The organism is Mesorhizobium sp. B4-1-3 (assembly GCF_006439355.1).
GTDB lineage: Bacteria > Pseudomonadota > Alphaproteobacteria > Rhizobiales > Rhizobiaceae > Mesorhizobium.
In genome coordinates this window covers 1-16,684 of sequence record NZ_VFTG01000016.1, presented here as the reverse complement: position 1 = coordinate 16,684, position 16,684 = coordinate 1, and the positions used below count along the sequence as shown (strand labels likewise).

General features: G+C 64.2%; 16 protein-coding genes, 1 tRNA gene and 1 pseudogene. 8 read left to right on the top strand and 10 right to left on the bottom strand.

The window, feature by feature from the left end:
• Together FJW06_RS19510 and FJW06_RS19505 are read right to left on the bottom strand one after the other, a co-directional pair.
• The gene (locus tag FJW06_RS19510; protein WP_140753843.1) at positions 1–2,079 is read right to left on the bottom strand and encodes a hydantoinase/oxoprolinase family protein; all 2,079 of its coding nucleotides are present in this window, start codon (positions 2,077–2,079) and stop codon (positions 1–3) included.
• An 88-nt stretch (positions 2,080–2,167) separates the two neighbouring features.
• Positions 2,168–3,073 (bottom strand): LysR family transcriptional regulator, encoded by a 906-nt coding sequence (locus tag FJW06_RS19505; RefSeq protein ID WP_140753842.1) that lies wholly within the window; start codon positions 3,071–3,073, stop codon positions 2,168–2,170.
• 112 nt (positions 3,074–3,185) lie between these two features.
• Between FJW06_RS19505 and FJW06_RS19500 the strand changes: the two genes are divergently transcribed.
• The 3 genes and pseudogenes from FJW06_RS19500 to FJW06_RS30965 all read left to right on the top strand — a co-directional run.
• A complete protein-coding gene (locus tag FJW06_RS19500; protein WP_140753841.1) occupies positions 3,186–4,304 on the top strand; it encodes an FAD-binding oxidoreductase in 1,119 nt (372 codons plus the stop codon).
• Between the two features lie 387 nt (positions 4,305–4,691).
• On the top strand, positions 4,692–4,940 hold the full coding sequence (locus FJW06_RS19495; protein ID WP_140753840.1) for a hypothetical protein: 249 nt from the start codon (positions 4,692–4,694) through the stop codon (positions 4,938–4,940).
• Positions 4,941–4,952: 12 nt separating this feature from the next.
• Positions 4,953–5,945, top strand: a pseudogene (locus FJW06_RS30965) (tyrosine-type recombinase/integrase); the annotation flags it as partial.
• A gap of 191 nt (positions 5,946–6,136) precedes the next feature.
• Here FJW06_RS30965 and FJW06_RS19485 read toward each other — a convergent pair.
• Positions 6,137–6,212, bottom strand: a tRNA-Ile gene (locus FJW06_RS19485).
• 219 nt (positions 6,213–6,431) lie between these two features.
• Between FJW06_RS19485 and FJW06_RS19480 the strand changes: the two genes are divergently transcribed.
• Complete coding sequence (locus FJW06_RS19480) at positions 6,432–7,142, top strand: SIMPL domain-containing protein (RefSeq protein ID WP_140753839.1); 711 nt, start codon at positions 6,432–6,434, stop codon at positions 7,140–7,142.
• A gap of 216 nt (positions 7,143–7,358) precedes the next feature.
• Here the strand turns inward: FJW06_RS19480 and FJW06_RS19475 are convergent, their stop codons facing one another.
• From FJW06_RS19475 to FJW06_RS30640, 3 genes are all read right to left on the bottom strand, one after another.
• A complete protein-coding gene (locus tag FJW06_RS19475; protein WP_140753838.1) occupies positions 7,359–7,724 on the bottom strand; it encodes a hypothetical protein in 366 nt (121 codons plus the stop codon).
• Between the two features lie 284 nt (positions 7,725–8,008).
• On the bottom strand, positions 8,009–8,455 hold the full coding sequence (locus FJW06_RS19470) for a YcgN family cysteine cluster protein (RefSeq protein ID WP_140753837.1): 447 nt from the start codon (positions 8,453–8,455) through the stop codon (positions 8,009–8,011).
• The gene (locus tag FJW06_RS30640) at positions 8,421–9,839 is read right to left on the bottom strand and encodes a hypothetical protein (RefSeq protein ID WP_246674705.1); all 1,419 of its coding nucleotides are present in this window, start codon (positions 9,837–9,839) and stop codon (positions 8,421–8,423) included. The genes FJW06_RS19470 and FJW06_RS30640 overlap by 35 nt, the downstream gene beginning before the upstream one ends.
• On the opposite strand from FJW06_RS30640, the gene FJW06_RS30635 reads away from it, so the two are divergent.
• Both FJW06_RS30635 and FJW06_RS19460 read left to right on the top strand, forming a co-directional pair.
• Positions 9,828–10,994 (top strand): OmpA family protein, encoded by a 1,167-nt coding sequence (locus tag FJW06_RS30635; protein WP_246674703.1) that lies wholly within the window; start codon positions 9,828–9,830, stop codon positions 10,992–10,994. The two genes, FJW06_RS30640 and FJW06_RS30635, sit on opposite strands and share 12 nt — an antisense overlap.
• A gap of 301 nt (positions 10,995–11,295) precedes the next feature.
• Positions 11,296–11,814, top strand: coding sequence for a TIGR00645 family protein (locus tag FJW06_RS19460; protein WP_140753835.1), 519 nt, complete (start codon positions 11,296–11,298; stop codon positions 11,812–11,814).
• A gap of 115 nt (positions 11,815–11,929) precedes the next feature.
• On the opposite strand, the gene FJW06_RS19455 is transcribed toward FJW06_RS19460, so the two are convergent.
• The 3 genes from FJW06_RS19455 to FJW06_RS19445 form a co-directional block, all read right to left on the bottom strand.
• Entirely contained in the window at positions 11,930–12,796 is an 867-nt protein-coding gene (locus FJW06_RS19455; protein WP_140753834.1) for an NAD(P)-dependent oxidoreductase, read from the bottom strand.
• A gap of 140 nt (positions 12,797–12,936) precedes the next feature.
• Entirely contained in the window at positions 12,937–13,581 is a 645-nt protein-coding gene (locus tag FJW06_RS19450; protein ID WP_140753833.1) for a helix-turn-helix transcriptional regulator, read from the bottom strand.
• 8 nt (positions 13,582–13,589) lie between these two features.
• Positions 13,590–14,465: a S1C family serine protease gene (locus tag FJW06_RS19445; protein ID WP_140753832.1), complete on the bottom strand. Its 876-nt coding sequence runs from the start codon at positions 14,463–14,465 to the stop codon at positions 13,590–13,592.
• A 161-nt stretch (positions 14,466–14,626) separates the two neighbouring features.
• Between FJW06_RS19445 and FJW06_RS19440 the strand changes: the two genes are divergently transcribed.
• Entirely contained in the window at positions 14,627–15,574 is a 948-nt protein-coding gene (locus FJW06_RS19440; RefSeq protein WP_140753831.1) for a trypsin-like peptidase domain-containing protein, read from the top strand.
• A 15-nt stretch (positions 15,575–15,589) separates the two neighbouring features.
• On the opposite strand, the gene FJW06_RS19435 is transcribed toward FJW06_RS19440, so the two are convergent.
• On the bottom strand, positions 15,590–16,015 hold the full coding sequence (locus FJW06_RS19435) for a VOC family protein (protein WP_140753830.1): 426 nt from the start codon (positions 16,013–16,015) through the stop codon (positions 15,590–15,592).
• Between the two features lie 66 nt (positions 16,016–16,081).
• Here FJW06_RS19435 and FJW06_RS19430 point away from each other — a divergent pair.
• Positions 16,082–16,684, top strand: a 603-nt coding sequence (locus tag FJW06_RS19430) for a TetR/AcrR family transcriptional regulator (RefSeq protein ID WP_140753829.1), incomplete at its 3' end; no start/stop codon positions are given.

Below are 16,684 nucleotides of genomic sequence, written 5' to 3'. Positions count from 1 at the left end.
TCACTCCATAAAGGTCAGCAAAAGATTGAGATGGCGGTCGACCCGTGCCTTCGCTCCCGCAGGGATGGCAAAGGTGGTGTCTTCCTGGACGACCACGGCAGGTCCGTGGAACGTATTGCCGGGCACCAGCGTCCGCCGGTCGTGGAGGTCGACGCTCTCGATGCTGAGGCCCGTATAGACGGGGAGCCGGCGCGCTGGATTGGCTGGAACATCGATCTCGTCGATCTCCGGCAAGGAGAGGCTCGGCCCCGCGCCGATCGCCGACAACCGGACGTTCACCAGCTCGATCGCGCCGTCGGGATCGTGGAAGTCGTAAAGCTGCTGATGGGTGAGGTGGAAGGCTTGCGCAATTGTCGCCGCATCGCCATCGACCAGCCATTGCGGCGACAGCGCGACTTCGATCTCGTAGCTCTGCCCGACATAGCGCATATCGCAGGAAAGATTGAGCTCGGCGGCCGCATCGTGCCCCTGCGCCGCAAGCCAGTCACGTCCCTCCTGCGCAAGCGCCTCAAAAGCCTCGCGGATGACGGGGAGCGACGCTGCCGACAGCGAGCTGAAGATCGTGCGGATGAAATCACCGCGCAGGTCAGCGACCAACCCGCCCAGCGCCGACACCACGCCGGGTCGCCGCGGCGCCATCACCCGATTCATGCCGAGCTCGCGCGCAAGGAAGGCGCCGAGCATCGGGCCGCCGCCGCCGAAAGGCATCAGCGTGAAATCGCGCAGGTCGACGCCGGCGCGCGAGGCGAGCTTCTCGACTTCGACGAACATCTCCGACACCGCGATATCGAAGATCGCCTGCGCTGCCTGCTCGACAGTCCGGCCGAGCTGCGCGGCCAGCTCGCCGATCGCACGCTGCGCCAGCTCCCTATGGATCCTGAGCTGGCCATAGGCCATCTCGGTATGGCCAAGCCAACCGCATACCACCATCGCGTCCGTCACCGTCGCCCGCTCGCCGCCCCGGCCATAGCATGCAGGTCCAGGTGTCGAACCGGCCGACTCCGGCCCGACCCGCAGCACCCCTTGCGCGTCGACGCTGGCGATCGAGCCGCCGCCGACGCCGATAGAACTCACCGCCACGGAAGGGATGTGGAGCGGGAACTCGCCGATCACTTCGCCGGTGCCGAACTGGGGCTCGCCGCCGATGATGAGGGCGAAATCGGCCGAGGTCCCGCCGATGTCGAGGGTCAGCACCTTGTCTTGCCCGGCCTGGCGCGCCAGCCAAGAGGCGCCGATGACGCCGGAGGCGGTTCCAGACAAGAGCATGTTGACACAGGCGCGCTTGCCTTCGGCGGCGTTCATCAACCCGCCATTCGATTTCGTCAGCATCGGGCGCGCCGGCACACCGCAGCTTCTCAGGCCCTCTTCCAGTGCCGTCAAATAGCCCGAGACGCGCGGATGGACATAGCCATTGAGAATGGCGGTCGAGCTGCGTTCATATTCTCGGATCACCGGCCAGACCTCGGCCGAGGTGAAGACGAAGAGCTCGGGCGCGAGACGCGCGATCGCCGCCTTCACGGAAGCCTCCTGCGCGCTGTTTCGCCATGCATGCAGGAAGGAGACGATGATCCCCTGCGCCCCATTGGCCTTCGCCATCGCCACGGCGCTTTCCACCGCTGTCATGTCCGGCGCCTGACACTCACTTCCATCGGCGCGCAGGCGCGCAGGGATGCCAAAGACCATGTCGCGCGAGATCAGCGGGTCCGGCCGCGAGCAGAACAGCGAATACATCTCCGGCATGCGAAGCCGCGCCAGTTCAATGACATCCTCGAAGCCGGCATTGGTGAACAGCGCCAGCCGCGCGCCCTTGCGCTGGATTATGGTGTTGATGCCGACGGTAGTGCCGTGCACGAAGCGCGTCATACGGGACGGATCGAACCCCTCGCGCTCAGCCAGGAGTGTGAGGCCCATCATCAGCTCGGCGCCCGGATCATCCGGCGTCGTCAGCACCTTCAGCGACGCGACGCGCCCGGAGTTTGCCTCGAGCGCGCAGAAATCGATGAACGTCCCGCCGATGTCGACGCCGACCTTCCAGTCGGCTCCGTTTTGCGCCTCACCCGCCGCGATAGCTCCATCCATGATGCGTCCCTTCCTTCTGCCTGCAAAAGTTGGCACGACCGGACGGTCCGGGTCCAAGATGGATGAGGAGCAAGACTATAAGTCTTGCTTATGCACTCCTCTTGGCGTCCCCCAGCACGGCGGAACAGGCCGCGCGGATCTGCTCGCGCATCATCTCGTCGGCACGTGAAAGCGCCCGCGTACGCGAGGTGAGCAGGGCGATCGGAAATTCCGGCCCGTGCGCGAGCGGCCTGACGGCAAGATCGGCGAACTGACGCCACGGCAGCAGTGCGTCGACCAGGCCGATGCCGAGACCAGCCTGAACGAAACCGACCGCGGAAATGGAAATATCGATCTCGAGCGAGGGCGATAGCGGCACACCTTGCGTGCGGGCAGCTTGGGCCAGTTCGTCGGCGGGGCGGGTGTTTCCGCGGTAGGATATCAGCTCCTCCCCGACGAGGTCAGCCAGCGTCAGCTCGGTTTTCCTCTGCAGCGGATGCCCGGCGGGCAGCAGGCAGGCGAAACCGACGCTGCCGATCACCTCCGCCTCGATGTCGGGGGGCAGCCGGTCGTCCATGGCGACGCCCAGGCTTGCATCTCCGGCACGAAGCATGTCGACGATCGCAGCGATCGGCGCGCTATTGGAACGCAGCAAGATGTCGGGATGCTGCGCCCGGAATGCGGTGAAGGCGCGCGGCAAGATCGCCATGGCCGGCGGCGGCGAGGCGGCGACCCGCACCAGGCCGGTTCGGCCGAGACGCAGGTCGGTCGTCTTACGGCGCAAGCCGTCCAGCCCCGCCGACAGCTTCTCGGCATCGGCGAAGATCTCAAGCGCCTCAGGCATTGGCCGCAGCCGGCCCTTGACCCGCTCGAACAGCGCGAAGCCGAGCTCGTCCTCGGTGTGGAGCAGTATCTGGCTGAGCGCAGGCTGGGAGATGTTCAGCATCCGCGCCGCCGCAGTCACCGTGCCGGCGCGCATGACGGCGATGAATACTTCGAGCTGCCGGGCCCGCAAATTCCAACTCCATAGGTCGAGCTTATGACGTCCGTCCAAAACCATCTTTGACGCAATGGATCGGCGCCGACAAGATCGCTTGAGGATCGAAACCTGCCTGCATGGAGCCGCCATGGATGTGATCGTGCTGGGCGGCGGCCTGATGGGGACGGCTTCGGCCTATTTCCTCGCAAGGCGCGGCGCGCGCGTGAGGCTGATAGAGCGCCACCGGATCGGCACCGGGGCGACCGTCGCTTCGTTCGGCAACATCCGGCGCACGGGCCGCCATTTGTCTCAGTTGCCGCTTGCCCATCGCTCGCTCAAGCTCTGGGGCGAGGCCGAAAAGATGCTTGGCCGCGACGTCGAATTCCGCGCCACCGGCCACATCCGACTGATCTTCGATGAGGCAAGTCTTGCCGATATGCGGGCCTATGCCGGGGCGGCACAACGCTGGGGGCTCGAGCTGGAGGAACTTGGACCGCGCGAAATCCGCTCCCGGTTTCGCGGCCTCGGCCCCGAGGCGATCTCTGCGTCATTCTCGCCGCATGACGGCAGCGGCAATCCGCGACTCATCGCAACGGCCTTTGCCCAGGCTGCCCACAAGCTGGGGGTAGAGATCGTCGACGATGCCAAGGTCGATACGATCAGCCACACCGACGCCGGATTCCGTATCGTCAGCTCAAAAGGCGCGTTCGCCGCCGAGTGCCTGCTCAACACCACCGGCGCCTGGGGCGCCCGCATCGCTGCGCAATTCGGAGAAGAAGTTCCACTGGAAGCGCGCGGCCCGCAGATGGGTGTGACAGAGCCGTTGCCGCACCGGATCCTCCCGGTGGTCGGCATATGGACACGCGACAAGGACTATGGCGCCTATCTGCGGCAGGTCGAGCGGGGCAACATCGTCTTCGGCGGCGCGGCCGAGAGGGTGCCGGTGGATCTCGAACACGGTCACGCAAAAGCCGACCCCATGCGCCTGCCGTTACAGTTGCGCGCCGTCGCGCGGCTGCTGCCGGCAATCGGAAAAGTCACGGTCATCCGCACATGGTCCGGATGCGAGGGCTATGTGGCCGACATGCTGCCGGTCATGGGACAGTCGGCCACCACGCCGGGCCTGTTCCATGCCTTCGGTTTCTGCGGGCATGGCTTCCAGCTCGGCCCGGGCGTGGGCGAGGCCATGGCCGAGCTAATGACAGCAGGCCGCTGCGAAACGCCAATCGACGATTTCAGGATCAATCGCTTCGCCGGCGCAGTCTGACGGAGCAAATCGATTTGCGATTAGCGGTCCAGGCCACGAGCAATGACCGCTTTTAGGAGAGCCTACCGCAGCGACCGCTATGTGGGTGCAGAACTGCCGCTCGCGTCGTGGATAGTTTTCATGTCAGCCTCTACCGCTCGCTACTGGTCTTTGCAGCACCGAGGCAGGTTATCATGCCCGACACTGTAGAAACTATCGTGCGCTCTCGGAGTGGGGGAAAGGCGGTAGCGCTCCCCCGACTCGGACCCCCTGAACTCCCGCAACCATCCTATTTATACGCAGAGACCGCAATTTGCCGCAGTGCTTGATCGGCGCCCTTCCGGCGGAGGTCGATGCAATCTAGATCCTATCTCTGAACGGAATGAGCGGACATATGCCGGAGAGATCATGAAAAGCGACGCCCTCTCCTATCCCCCTCGGGGTCTCTCGCGGGAAGAAGCCGCCCGGTACGTCGGCGTTGGCGTAACCAAATTCGATCAAATGGTCGCGGACCACCGCATGCCAAAGCCGAAGAAGGTTGACGGCCGCGTGATTTGGGATCGCTTGAAACTCGAAGCCGCCTTTACCGAACTACCTGGAGACGATGAAGAAAATATCGTCGACTTCCTGTTGCAAGGGAATCATCGCAGGGAATAGATTCATTCTGCCATGACCGACAAATATCCCGGCCTCTCCTCCTACACCGATCGCCATGGCAAAGTTCGCTGGCGCTATCGGACGAAGGAGCGTGTTGTTAGTCTGCCGGCGCCAAACCAGCCCGGTTTCAAGAATGCCTACCAAGCAGCGGTCGAAGGTCGGAAAGTCCCCAAGGCCCCCGTCGTCCAAATGCCTGGATCTGCCCTGCCCGGCACGTTTGGAGCGGCCTTTCAACGGTTGAAGATTTCTGTCAAGTGGCTCGCCCATGACGAGAGTACGAAATTCAAGAACAGCCGTCTGATCGAGGAATTTCTGGGTCTGCGGGTTGTCGATGACCATCCCCTTACATGGCGCGATGTGCCTGTTAAGAACCTGCGGCGAATGCACGTCGAGGAGCTTCTGGGACGCTTCATCGCGACACCACACAAGGCTAAGCACCTGCTGGTCGGGATACGCAAACTCGTCAATGTCGCGATACGCCTGGATTGGATCGAAATCGATCCCACCGCAGCTGTGGAATGGCGTCCCGCCTACACAGGCTGGAAGGCTTGGCCAAGCGAAGCAATGCAGAAGTTTGAACAGCGCTGGCCGCTCGGGACGGCTGCGCGCACCTGCTATGGACTCGCGCTTTGGCTGGGCAATCGTCGCGGCGATGTCGCCGAATTGCGATGGGACCAGAGGGTCACACGCAGGGTCATGATCGATGGCGAGGAACGTCAGTTCGACGGCTTCGACATCACCCAGGCCAAGAACAAGACCAGGACCGGGGGCAAGCGGCTTTTCGTTCCGATTACACCGATGCTTGCCGAAATCCTCGATGCCACTGACAAGCGAGGCGAAACCGTCTTGGTCACGGCTTATGGCCAGCCCTTCTCCGCCAAATCCCTAACCGGCACCATGGCTCGCTGGTGCAAGCTTGCCGGGCTTCCGAAAGGGCTGACGCTGCACGGGCTGAGAAAGTCGCTTGGCGTTTATCTGGCCGAAGCAGAAGCCTCGACCAGGCAGCTCATGGATGTGCTCGGTCACGACGACATCGATCATGCCGAGCTCTATTCGCGCGAGGCATCGCAGGTTCGGCTGGCGGTCCAGGGGATGGATCGAGTCGTGCGTCTGGTGACGCGCAAGCCGATGCTTGGCGAACCTATTGGCGAACCTCGTGGCGAACCGGCCTATAAACCATTGATAAATAACGATAATGGTGGGCCCGGAGGGACTCGAACCCCCAACCAAGCGGTTATGAGCCGCCGGCTCTAACCATTGAGCTACAGGCCCCACGCGGGCTGGCTTAGTGTTTTTCTTGTCGCCGCACAAGGCTTTCGAAAGCGCTGGCGCAAAACGCCAAAATCAGCCCATATTCGCGCCGTAGAGCGGCCTGCGCCCATGTGGCGCGAAACAGGTCCGGCCCTTGCGCCGCACTGCGGGAATCGATGCCTTTGCGGGTCGAGGCAGATGCGGCGCGGAGCGTCGGATCGCAGACTTCGAGGAGTTTTCATGACCAGACATCTTTTGCCCATCGCGCTCGCTGCCGCGGTCGCGTTCCCGGCGCTGGCAAGCGCCGCAGACACTCAGCCACCGCCCCGCATCATCGTATCCGGCGGAGGCGAAGCGACGGTGGCGCCGGACATGGCGATCCTTTCGCTCAGCGTCATGCGCGAAGCCAAGAGTGCGCGCGAAGCGCTCGATGCCAACAACGACGCCATGGCGGCGGTGATCGCAGCTATGAAATCCGCGGGTGTTGCCGAACGCGACCTGCAGACCGCCGGCATCCAGATCAACCCGCGCTACAACTACACCAACAAGGCCGACGGGAGCCAGGAGGCGCAGCTCGTCGCCTATCAGGTGACCAACACGCTGTCGGTGCGCGTGCGCAATGTCGACAAGACGGGCGAGATTCTCGACAAGGCGGTGTCGCTCGGCGTCAATCAGGGTGGCGGCATCGCCTTCACCAATGACGATCCGAAGGCGACAATCACCGAGGCGCGCAAGAAGGCCGTCGCCGATGCCATGGCCAAGGCAAAGACGCTTGCGGAAGCGGCCGGGGTCAGCCTGGGCAAGGTGATCGAGATCACCGACCAGAATATCGCGCCGGCGCCGATGCCGATGGCGGCCAAGTCGTTCGACGCCGCCCGCTCGGCCGTGCCGGTCCAGGCCGGCGAGAATTCCTACAACGTCCAGGTCACGGTCACCTTCGAGCTGAAGTGACGATCGGCCGGCGCCGCAGACGCACCGCGAGCGCGCCACCGTACGCAAAAAGCCCCGGAGGAACGGTCCTCCGGGGCTTTTTTCGAGCCACGCCTCACCTTGAGGGGCTCCGCTAGTCAAGATTGATCTTTGCAGAAGATCATATCTCATAGGCGATGCCCGAAGAGGATCGTCCGCACAGGCGCACAGGCGATCCTGCGGATCGTCCTTTTAATCTCAGCGATAGATGATCGGGCAGCCGCGTTCGTTGGCGAACACCACCACCACGCGGTCACCATACTGGCGGCCGGCCACCTTCACCGTGCGGCGGCTGATGTCGACGATGCGGGCGCGATGCAGGCCCATGTGCTCGGCCTTGTCGAGGGCGCGGTCCGGCGAGCAGCCACGCCAGTCGCGGTCGCGGTCGCGGTCGCGGCGCCAGTCGCGGCGATAGCCGTCGTCGTCGCCGGCGTAGATGCCGAACCGCGGGTCATGCCTGTCCCCGAAACCGAGATAGAGGCTATCCGCATGCGCCGGAATGGCGGCCAAAGTGCCAAGTCCGACAAGAGCCGAAAGGGCTGCGGTCTTGATCGTGCTGAACATCGTCTTCTCTCCTTGTTGTGGGCTCTCGCCCTTAGAATCGATGATTGGAAAATGCCTTTTTGTGTCTGAACTTTCCGCGAACCGGCCATTCATGTCCGGTTCATATAAACGGGAACCCGTCGGGTTCGTCACCCTTGGTGCAAACGCGAACCTGATAGGTCCGCCCTCAAGCGCGAACCCGCCGGGGTTCGTCTCTCGCGGTGCCTGAACGTGAATGCCCCCATCATGGTCGTCCTTAAACGCGGATCCTCAGCGTTCGCCATCAATATCCGTTGCGAACCGGGTTACGGTTCGTCGTCCAGTATATAATCAAAGTAGTCGTCCGGCTCGGCCAGATCGGTTTCCTTGGCCTTCACCCGGCCCTTGATCGAAATGCCGGCTTCGTGCACGGTCTCGGCACTTCCCGAAACAAGCCTGTGCCACCAGTAGAGATCATGGCCCTCGGCGATGAGCCGGTAGGCGCAGGTCTTTGGCAGCCAGGTGATGGTGCGCACATTTTGCGGCGTCAGGCCGACGCAATCAGGCACCCGCGCCAGGCGGTTGGCATAGTCGGAGCAACGGCAGTTCTGCGCATCGAACAGCCTGCAGCCGACGCTTGTCCAGAAGATCTCGCCCGTATCCTCGTCCTCGAGCTTCGACAGGCAGCATTTGCCACAGCCGTCGCATAGCGATTCCCATTCGGCCGGGGTCATCGCCTCAAGCGTCTTCGTTTTCCAGAATGGCGCGGTCATTTTGCTGGATTTGGCCCTCCGCGGCGTTTCGGTCAAGCGCCGCGGTGACGGGTGGCCCAGTATCAACATTAGAAAAACACGAAATTGCCTTCAAAAGGCCGGCCAGGCATCCTTGGTTGGCGTCAATGCCTGGCGGAACCAATTGCGGTTGACGAAAGTTTGGGCAGGGATGGGACCCCAGTAGGAGAAAATTAATATGAAACGCCAACCACGGATTCTGGCGGGCACGGCAATCGGCCTGCTTATGGCATCCGCGCCGTTGGGCGCGTACCCGCTGCAGGGGGGTGTCGCTTCCGGCAGCCTGCACGGCACACCGTTCATCCTTGCGCAGGCCGCCTGCGCTGAAGGCCAGTCCGCTGAGGAATGCGCCCAAGGCCAAAAAGGTGGGGGCCAACAGGGTGGCGAACAGCCCCGGAAAAAGAAGCACGAACAGCAGCAGCAAAGCGAATCGGCGCCGGCGGCCGAACAAGCCGCGCCCGCCGAGACCGAGCAGAAGCCGCGCAAGAAGCGGCAAGACCAGCAGCAGATGGACAATGGTCAGTCCGGGGAAGTCGCGCCCGCCAAGCAGCAGCTTAAGCCGCGCAAGAAGCGCGACCAGCAGCAGCAAACAGAAGCGCCCGCCGATCAGGGTGGCCAGCCGGCAACCGATGAACAGTCGGTGAAGCCACGCAAGAAGCGCGACCAACAACAGCAGACTGAGGCGCCCGCTAATCAGGGCGCTCAGTCCACAACTGACGAACAGCAGTCGCGCAAGAAAAAGCGCAACCAGCAGACCGAAACGGCGCCGTCCGATCAGCAGCCTGCTGGACAGCAGGTCGCGCCTGAGCAGCAGGGCGGCCAGCAGCAGGGCGACCAGCAAGGAAACCAGAGCCGCAAGAAGCGCAAGCACGACCAGCAGCAGAGAGAACCCGCTGGCCAGGCGGGCGAGCAGGTCGCCCCGACCGAACAGACCGCTCCCGCCAACGACAACCAGCAAGGCGGCAGTCAAGGCAAGAAGCCGCGGCAGAACCAGCAGAACGAGACCGCGCCGGCAGGTGAACCCGCACCACAGCAAGCCGAGCCGCTGCAGAATGGCGAGCAGCCGGCCCAGGGCGGACAGACCCAGGACAAGAAGAAGCGCGGCAAGAAACCGACTGCCGAGCAGCCGGCGAATGGCGAACAGCCCGCCACCGGCGAGCAACCTGCCACCGGCGAGCAGACCAAGACCGGCCGCCAGCCCGCCACCGGCGAGCAGCGACCAGCAACCGGCGAACAGCCGGCCAATGGCAATCAGCCGGCGAACAACAACCAGCCGGCCAATGGCGGCAACACCGCGCAGGGCCAAACCGCCAATCCGAATGAGGCGCCAGTCCTGGACAGCCAGAAAGATGCCGTGCGCAAGCACCGGGGCCGCAACGACAACGGCCAGAACGGCGGTGCCCAGACCGGTGGCGCTCAGACTGACAATGGCCAGGCCGGCAATGGTCAGAACGCCAATCAGGCCGGACAGCAGCAAAGCGGCAAGCAGGCGCAGAGGCCGGCTCCGATCGACCAGGGTCCGCCGCCCGCCGACGACAGGTCGGCACAGCAGGCGATCAAGCCCGAGAAGATCGTTCCGGTGGACCAGGAGAAGGGCAAGCGGATCGAGCTTACGCCCGATCAGGTGGTGCGCGAACGCCGCCGGCCCCAGGGCGCGGATGTTGTGAAACAGTTCGGTGACCGCGTGATCCTCCAGTTCAACAACCAGACCTTCGTCGAAAGCAACGAGGCTCCCCGCATCACCCGCGGCGCCAAGGACGTCTACTACGAGGATCTGTCGGGCGGCCGCACGCGCGAGACGGTCGAACGCGGCAATGGCATCCGCGTCGTCACCATCCGCAACCGCTACGGCGATGTCATCCAGCGTTCGCGCGTCATGCCGGACGGCCGCGAATATGTGCTGAGCTATGTCGACGAGCGGCAGTACCAGGACGACGAGAATTGGCGCGATCCCGGTGACGATCTGCCGCCGATGCGGCTCACCATACCGCAGCGCGACTACATCCTCGATTCCGAGGATGTCCAGAGCGACGACGACTACTACACCTTCCTCGAGCAGCCGCCTGTGGAGAGGGTGCAGCGTCTCTACTCGATCGACGAGGTCAAGCGCTCGGCCCGCGTGCGCGATATCGCCCGGCGCATCGATCTCGACACGCTGAACTTCGACTTCGGCTCGGCCACGATTTCCGACACCGAGGTGCAGAAGCTCAATGGCGTCGCCAGCGCCATGGAGAAATTGCTCAAGAAGAACCCAGCCGAGACCTTCCTGATCGAAGGCCACACCGACGCCGTCGGCACGCCGGATGCGAACCTAGCTCTGTCGGACCGCCGCGCCGAAGCGGTCGCCGAGGCGTTGACCAACGCCTTCGGCATCCCGGCCGAGAACCTAACCACGCAGGGCTATGGCGAGGAGTATCTCAAGGTGAACACGCCCGGTCCGAACCGCGAGAACCGGCGTGTCGCCATCCGTCGCATCACCTCGCTGGTGGCGCCGGTGGCGAGCAACAGTGACCAGCAATGAGCGTTGGATTTCAAGATCCTGATCGGATTTCTGGAATCAGCGCTTGAGGTGAAGGCCCGTCCGCGGCGGACGGGCCTTTGCTTTCCTGGCTCGAGAAGATTTGTCCTGTCGATCGGGGCTAACTCATTGAATTGCCACATTGCGGCACCCAGTTTCTATGCAGGGCGTTCCCTGCCCTGTCCCGACTCCAGCGGGACACGACTGAGCCCCGCCGGGTCCCCTCCCCGGCGGGGCTTTTTGTCTTGAAAACCGGCCCTGTCTGGCCGAAATACCCTCAATCGCAGTTTGACCGGAAGCCTTCATGAAGCGTCTCGAACTCGCCATCGAATCCGTTATCCTCGCCTCGCGCTGGCTGCTGGTCGCCTTCTATCTCGGGCTCGGCGTGGCGCTCGCGACATATGCCCTGTCCTTCGGCAAGAAGCTTTACGAGTTTGTGGTCAGCGCCTTCACGCTTGGCGACACCGACACGATCCTGAAGATGCTCGGTCTGATCGACGCGGCGCTTGTCGCCTCGCTGGTGGTAATGGTGATCATCTCGGGCTACGAGAACTTCGTCAGCCGCTTCGACGAGCAGGACGGCGAGGTCCACTGGCTGGGAACGATCGATGTCGGCTCGCTGAAGGTCAAGGTCGCCTCGACCATTGTCGCGATCTCCTCGATCCACCTCCTGCAGGTCTTCCTCAATCACGCTTCCTATACGACGGAGCAGCTGATGTGGCTGACCATCATGCATCTGGCGTTCGTGATTTCGGCGCTGATGCTGGCCTATATCGACCGCGTCATGGCGCTGGCGAAAGGCAAGAAGGCCGCGGCGGACTAGAGCAATTCCAGGAAAAGTGTGAGCGGTTTTCCGTCCGGAATTGCGTAAAAACAAAGAGATAGAGCGTTTCGCTGTTTCCGTGAAACGGTGAAACGCTCTAACGTGCCTGCACCCTTCAGTAGATTCTTCTGACCTTCGTTTGCGAGTTCGCAAACACTTCATCGGGAACGAAGAAGTCGCCCGCGAGCTGATCGGCTGCGCCCGGAGCGTAGGCCGAAAAGTCCGTCACGCCTTCGGCGCGTAGCACCTCTTCGTCGATGTAGAAATTGCCGGTCGCCTCGCGCGACGGTCGCCGGAAGATCGCATGCGCGGCGTCGGCCATGATGTCGGGCGAGCGGCTCATCGCCGCCACCGCGGCACCGCCGAGAAGATTGCGCACCGCGGCCGTGTCGATGGTCGAGATCGGCCATAGCGAGTTGACGGCGATGCCGGCTCCGGCGAACTCGGCGCTCATGCCCAGCGTGCACATCGACATGCCGAACTTCGTCATCGTGTAGGCGACGTGGTTCTTGAACCATTTGGCCTTCATGTCGAGCGGCGGCGCCAGATTCAGGATGTGAGGGTTCTTGGCCAACTTCAAGTGTGGAATGCACATTTTGGAGACCAGGAATGTGCCGCGCGTGTTGATCTGATGCATCAGGTCGTAGCGCTTCATGTCGGTCTCCAGCGTGCCGGTAAGCTGGATGGCGCTGGCATTGTTGACACAGATGTCGATGCCGCCGAACGTCTCGACGGTCTTTGCCACCGCGTCGGCAACCTGGGCCTCGTCGCGGATGTCGCAGAGCACCGGCAGCGCCTTGCCGCCGGCCCGTTCGATGTCTTGCGCCGCGGTGTAGATGGTGCCCGGCAGCTTCGGATGCGGCTCGGCGGTCTTGGCCGCGATGGTCACATTGGCGCCGTCGCGCGCAGCCCTGAGCGCGATCGCCAGCCCGATGCCACGCGATCCGCCCGAGATGAACAGCGTCTTTCCCTTGAGCGACATCTTTGCCTCCCTCTTCGATGTGGAGGCAACTTGCGCGGCCGACAGCCCCGGTGCAAGGGCCCAAAGTAGCCGAAACGGTTACGCTGCGTAGGGTGCGGGACCTCCGCGGCGCTGGACAAGAGCCATTGAGATCTGCCCCTCTAGACGAGGACCAACCCCTGCCGCATGGCAATCGCAATGGCATCGGTGCGGTTGGCGGCGCCGAGCTTGACCAGGATGGCGGCGACATGAAACTTCGCGGTGTGCACGGAAATGTTGAGCCGCCGGGCGATCACCTTGTTCGGCGCACCTTCGGCGAGCAGCGCCAGCACCTCCGCCTCGCGCGGCGACAAGGAAGGGCGGACCTGGTTGTCATCCGGCACATCCTCTTCGGCGAGGCCGTCATGGAAATCGCCATGCGCGATCGCCGACGGCCCTGCCCTGTCGATGCGATAGCCGGAAGCCGCGAGCCGCGCCGCGGCGGCGATCAACAAGCCATCGGCCGACGGCGGCAGCACGGCGACCACGTTACCTTGAAACCTCTCGCGGCCGACATGTCGGGAAAGCAGGACGACGGGCATCGTCGAGCCGATGACTCGGCTCTCCAAGGCAGTGTCGTCGGTCACCGCGACATCGGCTACTTGATCCGTGCCGCTCCCGGCCAGCGACGGCAACAAATCGTCGCTGGCGCCAAGCGCATCGGCCAACTGCTCGGCGCGCCCAGCGTCGCCGAGCGCGATCAGCACCGTGAGCCGGTGAGTTGCCGGCTCCGGTCTCACAATCGTTTGTGCCGCGCTGCTGGCCATCGATCCTCTCAGCTCAGCGGCTTCTCGCCGATGGTGATCGACACGTCGCGCTCAGCGCCGCCGCTCAAGATGCCGAGCGTCACGGTGGTACCCGCACTGTCCGGCCCAAGCTTGCGGATCAGCTCGCGCGGCCCGTGCACGGCCTCGCCGTTCCAGGCGACGACGATGTCGCCGATATGCAGGCCGGCGGCCTTGGCCGGACCGTTGTCGTCGAGGCTCATCACCATGGCGCCTTTGGTGCCGCCATTGCGGATCGGGTGCAGCCCGGCGCCGAGATAGCCGCGCGCGACATGACCCTTTTCGCGCAGCGTCGCCACCGCCCGCTCGATCGTCTCGTAAGGCATGACCAGCGCCCGCCGGCGAGGCCCGAACAACAGCATGCCGATCAGCTCGCCCTTGGCGTCGAGCACCGGCCCGCCCTCGAAGCGGCCGCCGGTGTTGATGGCGAGGTTGATGCGCCGGTCGATCGTGCCGCCGCGCATCGAGCGCCAGGCCGGTCCGACCTCGCCGACCGTGCCGAACACGGCGAGCGCGGCGCCATCGCTGTTGCCGGCAGCGATCGCCAGATTGCCGGGCCGCACGGCGCCGGCCTGGGCGAGTTGTGGCAAACCGGCAGCGGCGGAAGCCGGTTTCAGCAGGGCAACGCCCGTCGACGGATCGCGGCCGACAAGCTCTGCCTTCATGCTTTCGCCGGAGGCCAGCGTCAGTTCGATCTCCTCGCCGGCTTCGACCGCTTCCTCGGCGGTGACGAAGTAGCCATCGCGCCAGTGGAAGGCGCTCGCGGTGCGGTGATGGTGCGTGACGAAGCTCGCCAGCGCGGGGGCGGCGGTGGCCGCAACATCGGCGATCGCGTCGGAAAAGGCACTGAGGTTAAAGTCGCTCATATCAATGATCTCCTGGGTTCGGTGACCCAGATATCGCTCGGCAGCGCAGCCGCGGATACTCGCCTGACGGCTAGTCACCGGCCCGACTGGCCATCTGGTCAGGTCGCGGCAATTGCGGCCGCTCCGCACATATAGTCATCAATGTACGAGGGAACACGCCCATGGCCTTCGCAGCCGAAAAACTTCCATCTGACGACACTTTGCTCGACGCTTACTCGGTATCCGTTGCCGATGCCGTCGACCGCATCGGTCCGGCCGTGTGCCGCATCGAGCGCATCGGCGCGGGCGGTCACGGTTCGGGCTTCGTGATCGCGCAGGACGGGTTGGTCGTCACCAATTACCATGTCGTCGGCGATGCCCGCGCCATGCGTGTGACCATGCCCGACGGCGCCTCGCGCGAAGGCCACGTGCTTGGCCGCGATCCGGATACCGACATCGCGCTGGTGCGCGCCGACGGCAGTTTCGCCGATGTCGCGCCGCTCGGCGATTCCAAGCGCCTGCGCCGCGGCCAGATCGCGATCGCGATCGGCAATCCGCTCGGTTTCGAATGGACCGTCACCGCCGGCGTCGTCTCCGCGCTCGGCCGTTCGATGCGCGCCTCGACCGGCCGGCTGATCGACGACGTCATCCAGACCGATGCCGCGCTCAATCCCGGCAACTCGGGCGGACCGCTGGTGTCGTCGGCGGGCGAGGTGATCGGCGTCAACACCGCCATGATCCACGGTGCTCAAGGAATTGCCTTCGCGGTCGCGTCCAACACCGCCAATTTCGTCATCTCCGAGATCATCCGGTTCGGCCGCGTGCGCCGCGCCTTCATCGGCGTCTCCGCCGACACGACCAACCTGCCGCGTCGCGCGGCGCTGCTGTCGCAGGTGACCACGAACACGGCGGTGCGCCTGCGCAGCGTCGAAAAGAACGGTCCCGCCGCCAAGGCCGGCCTGAAGGAAGGCGACATCATCGCGGCCATAGACGGCCGTCCGGTGACCGGCGTCGACGACCTCGTGCGCATGCTCGATGCCGAGCGCATCGGCCGCGAGACGCTGTGCACGGTCGTCCGCCGCACCGGCGTCAGCCAGGTGACGGTGACGCCGGTGGCGCGGACGAGCTAAGCCTTGCTGGCTAGTCTAGCTTCCGGCCGCTCCGTCGGCATATTGCGCCAAGAACTCTTCGCTCGGCGGGATCGGCTTGATCACGTCGATCAGTACGCCATTGGGGTCCCTGGTGATGAAATGGCGCTGGCCGAACGGTTCATCGCGCAAGCTGCGCAGGATCGGCAGGCCGGCGGCGACGAGACGCTCATAGACGGCGTCTGGATCGCGGACCTCGAAATTGATCAGCAGGCCGGACGTGCGTCCGCGCCCCTCCTCCGGGATCGTCTCATGGTCGCCCTGGACGATGCCTAGATTGACGCGGCGGTCCTCTGCTGACTGGAGATGCACATACCAGTCGCTCTCGAAGAGCGGGCTGAAGCGGAAATGCTCGACGTAAAAGGCCGCGGTGCCTTCGACATCGTCCGTCATCAGCACCGGATAATAGCTTGTCGTCTTCATCTTTCCTTCTCCTCGCATCCAACATACAGTCTGTATGTAAATGGAAATAACATACAGGCTGCATGTATGCAACAAGAGTCCGGACGCCGCTCCAATCGCGACCGCACCGAGGCGACGCGCGCCGATCTGATCCGCGCGGCGCGAAAACTGTTCACGGAAAAATCCTATGCCGAGACCGGTACGCCGGAGATCGTTGCCGAGGCCGGCGTGACGCGTGGCGCGCTCTACCATCATTTCGCCGACAAGCAGGCGCTGTTCGCGGCGGTCGTCGAACAGGAAGCAGCGGCCGTGGCGGCGGAGATCGACCATGCCTCGCCGCCGTCGCTGTCCGCGCGCGACGCGCTGATCGCCGGATCGGATGCCTATCTCAAGGCAATGCGGGCGCCCGGCCGCACGCGGCTTCTGCTGCTCGACGGGCCGGCCGTGCTCGGCCGCGCCGCCATGGACGAGATCGACAACCGCCATGGCAGCCGCTCGCTGCGCGAGGGTCTGGTCGCCGCGATGCGGGCGCAAGCGATAACCAGATTGCCGTCCGAGGCGCTGACCGCCCTGCTGGCGGCCGCCTTCGACCGGGCGGCTTTGGCCATCGAGGCCGGCGCGCCCGCCGACGACTACCGCGCTGTACTGATCGCGCTCATGGACGGCTTGTCTCCGGCCCCTCCTCGATCC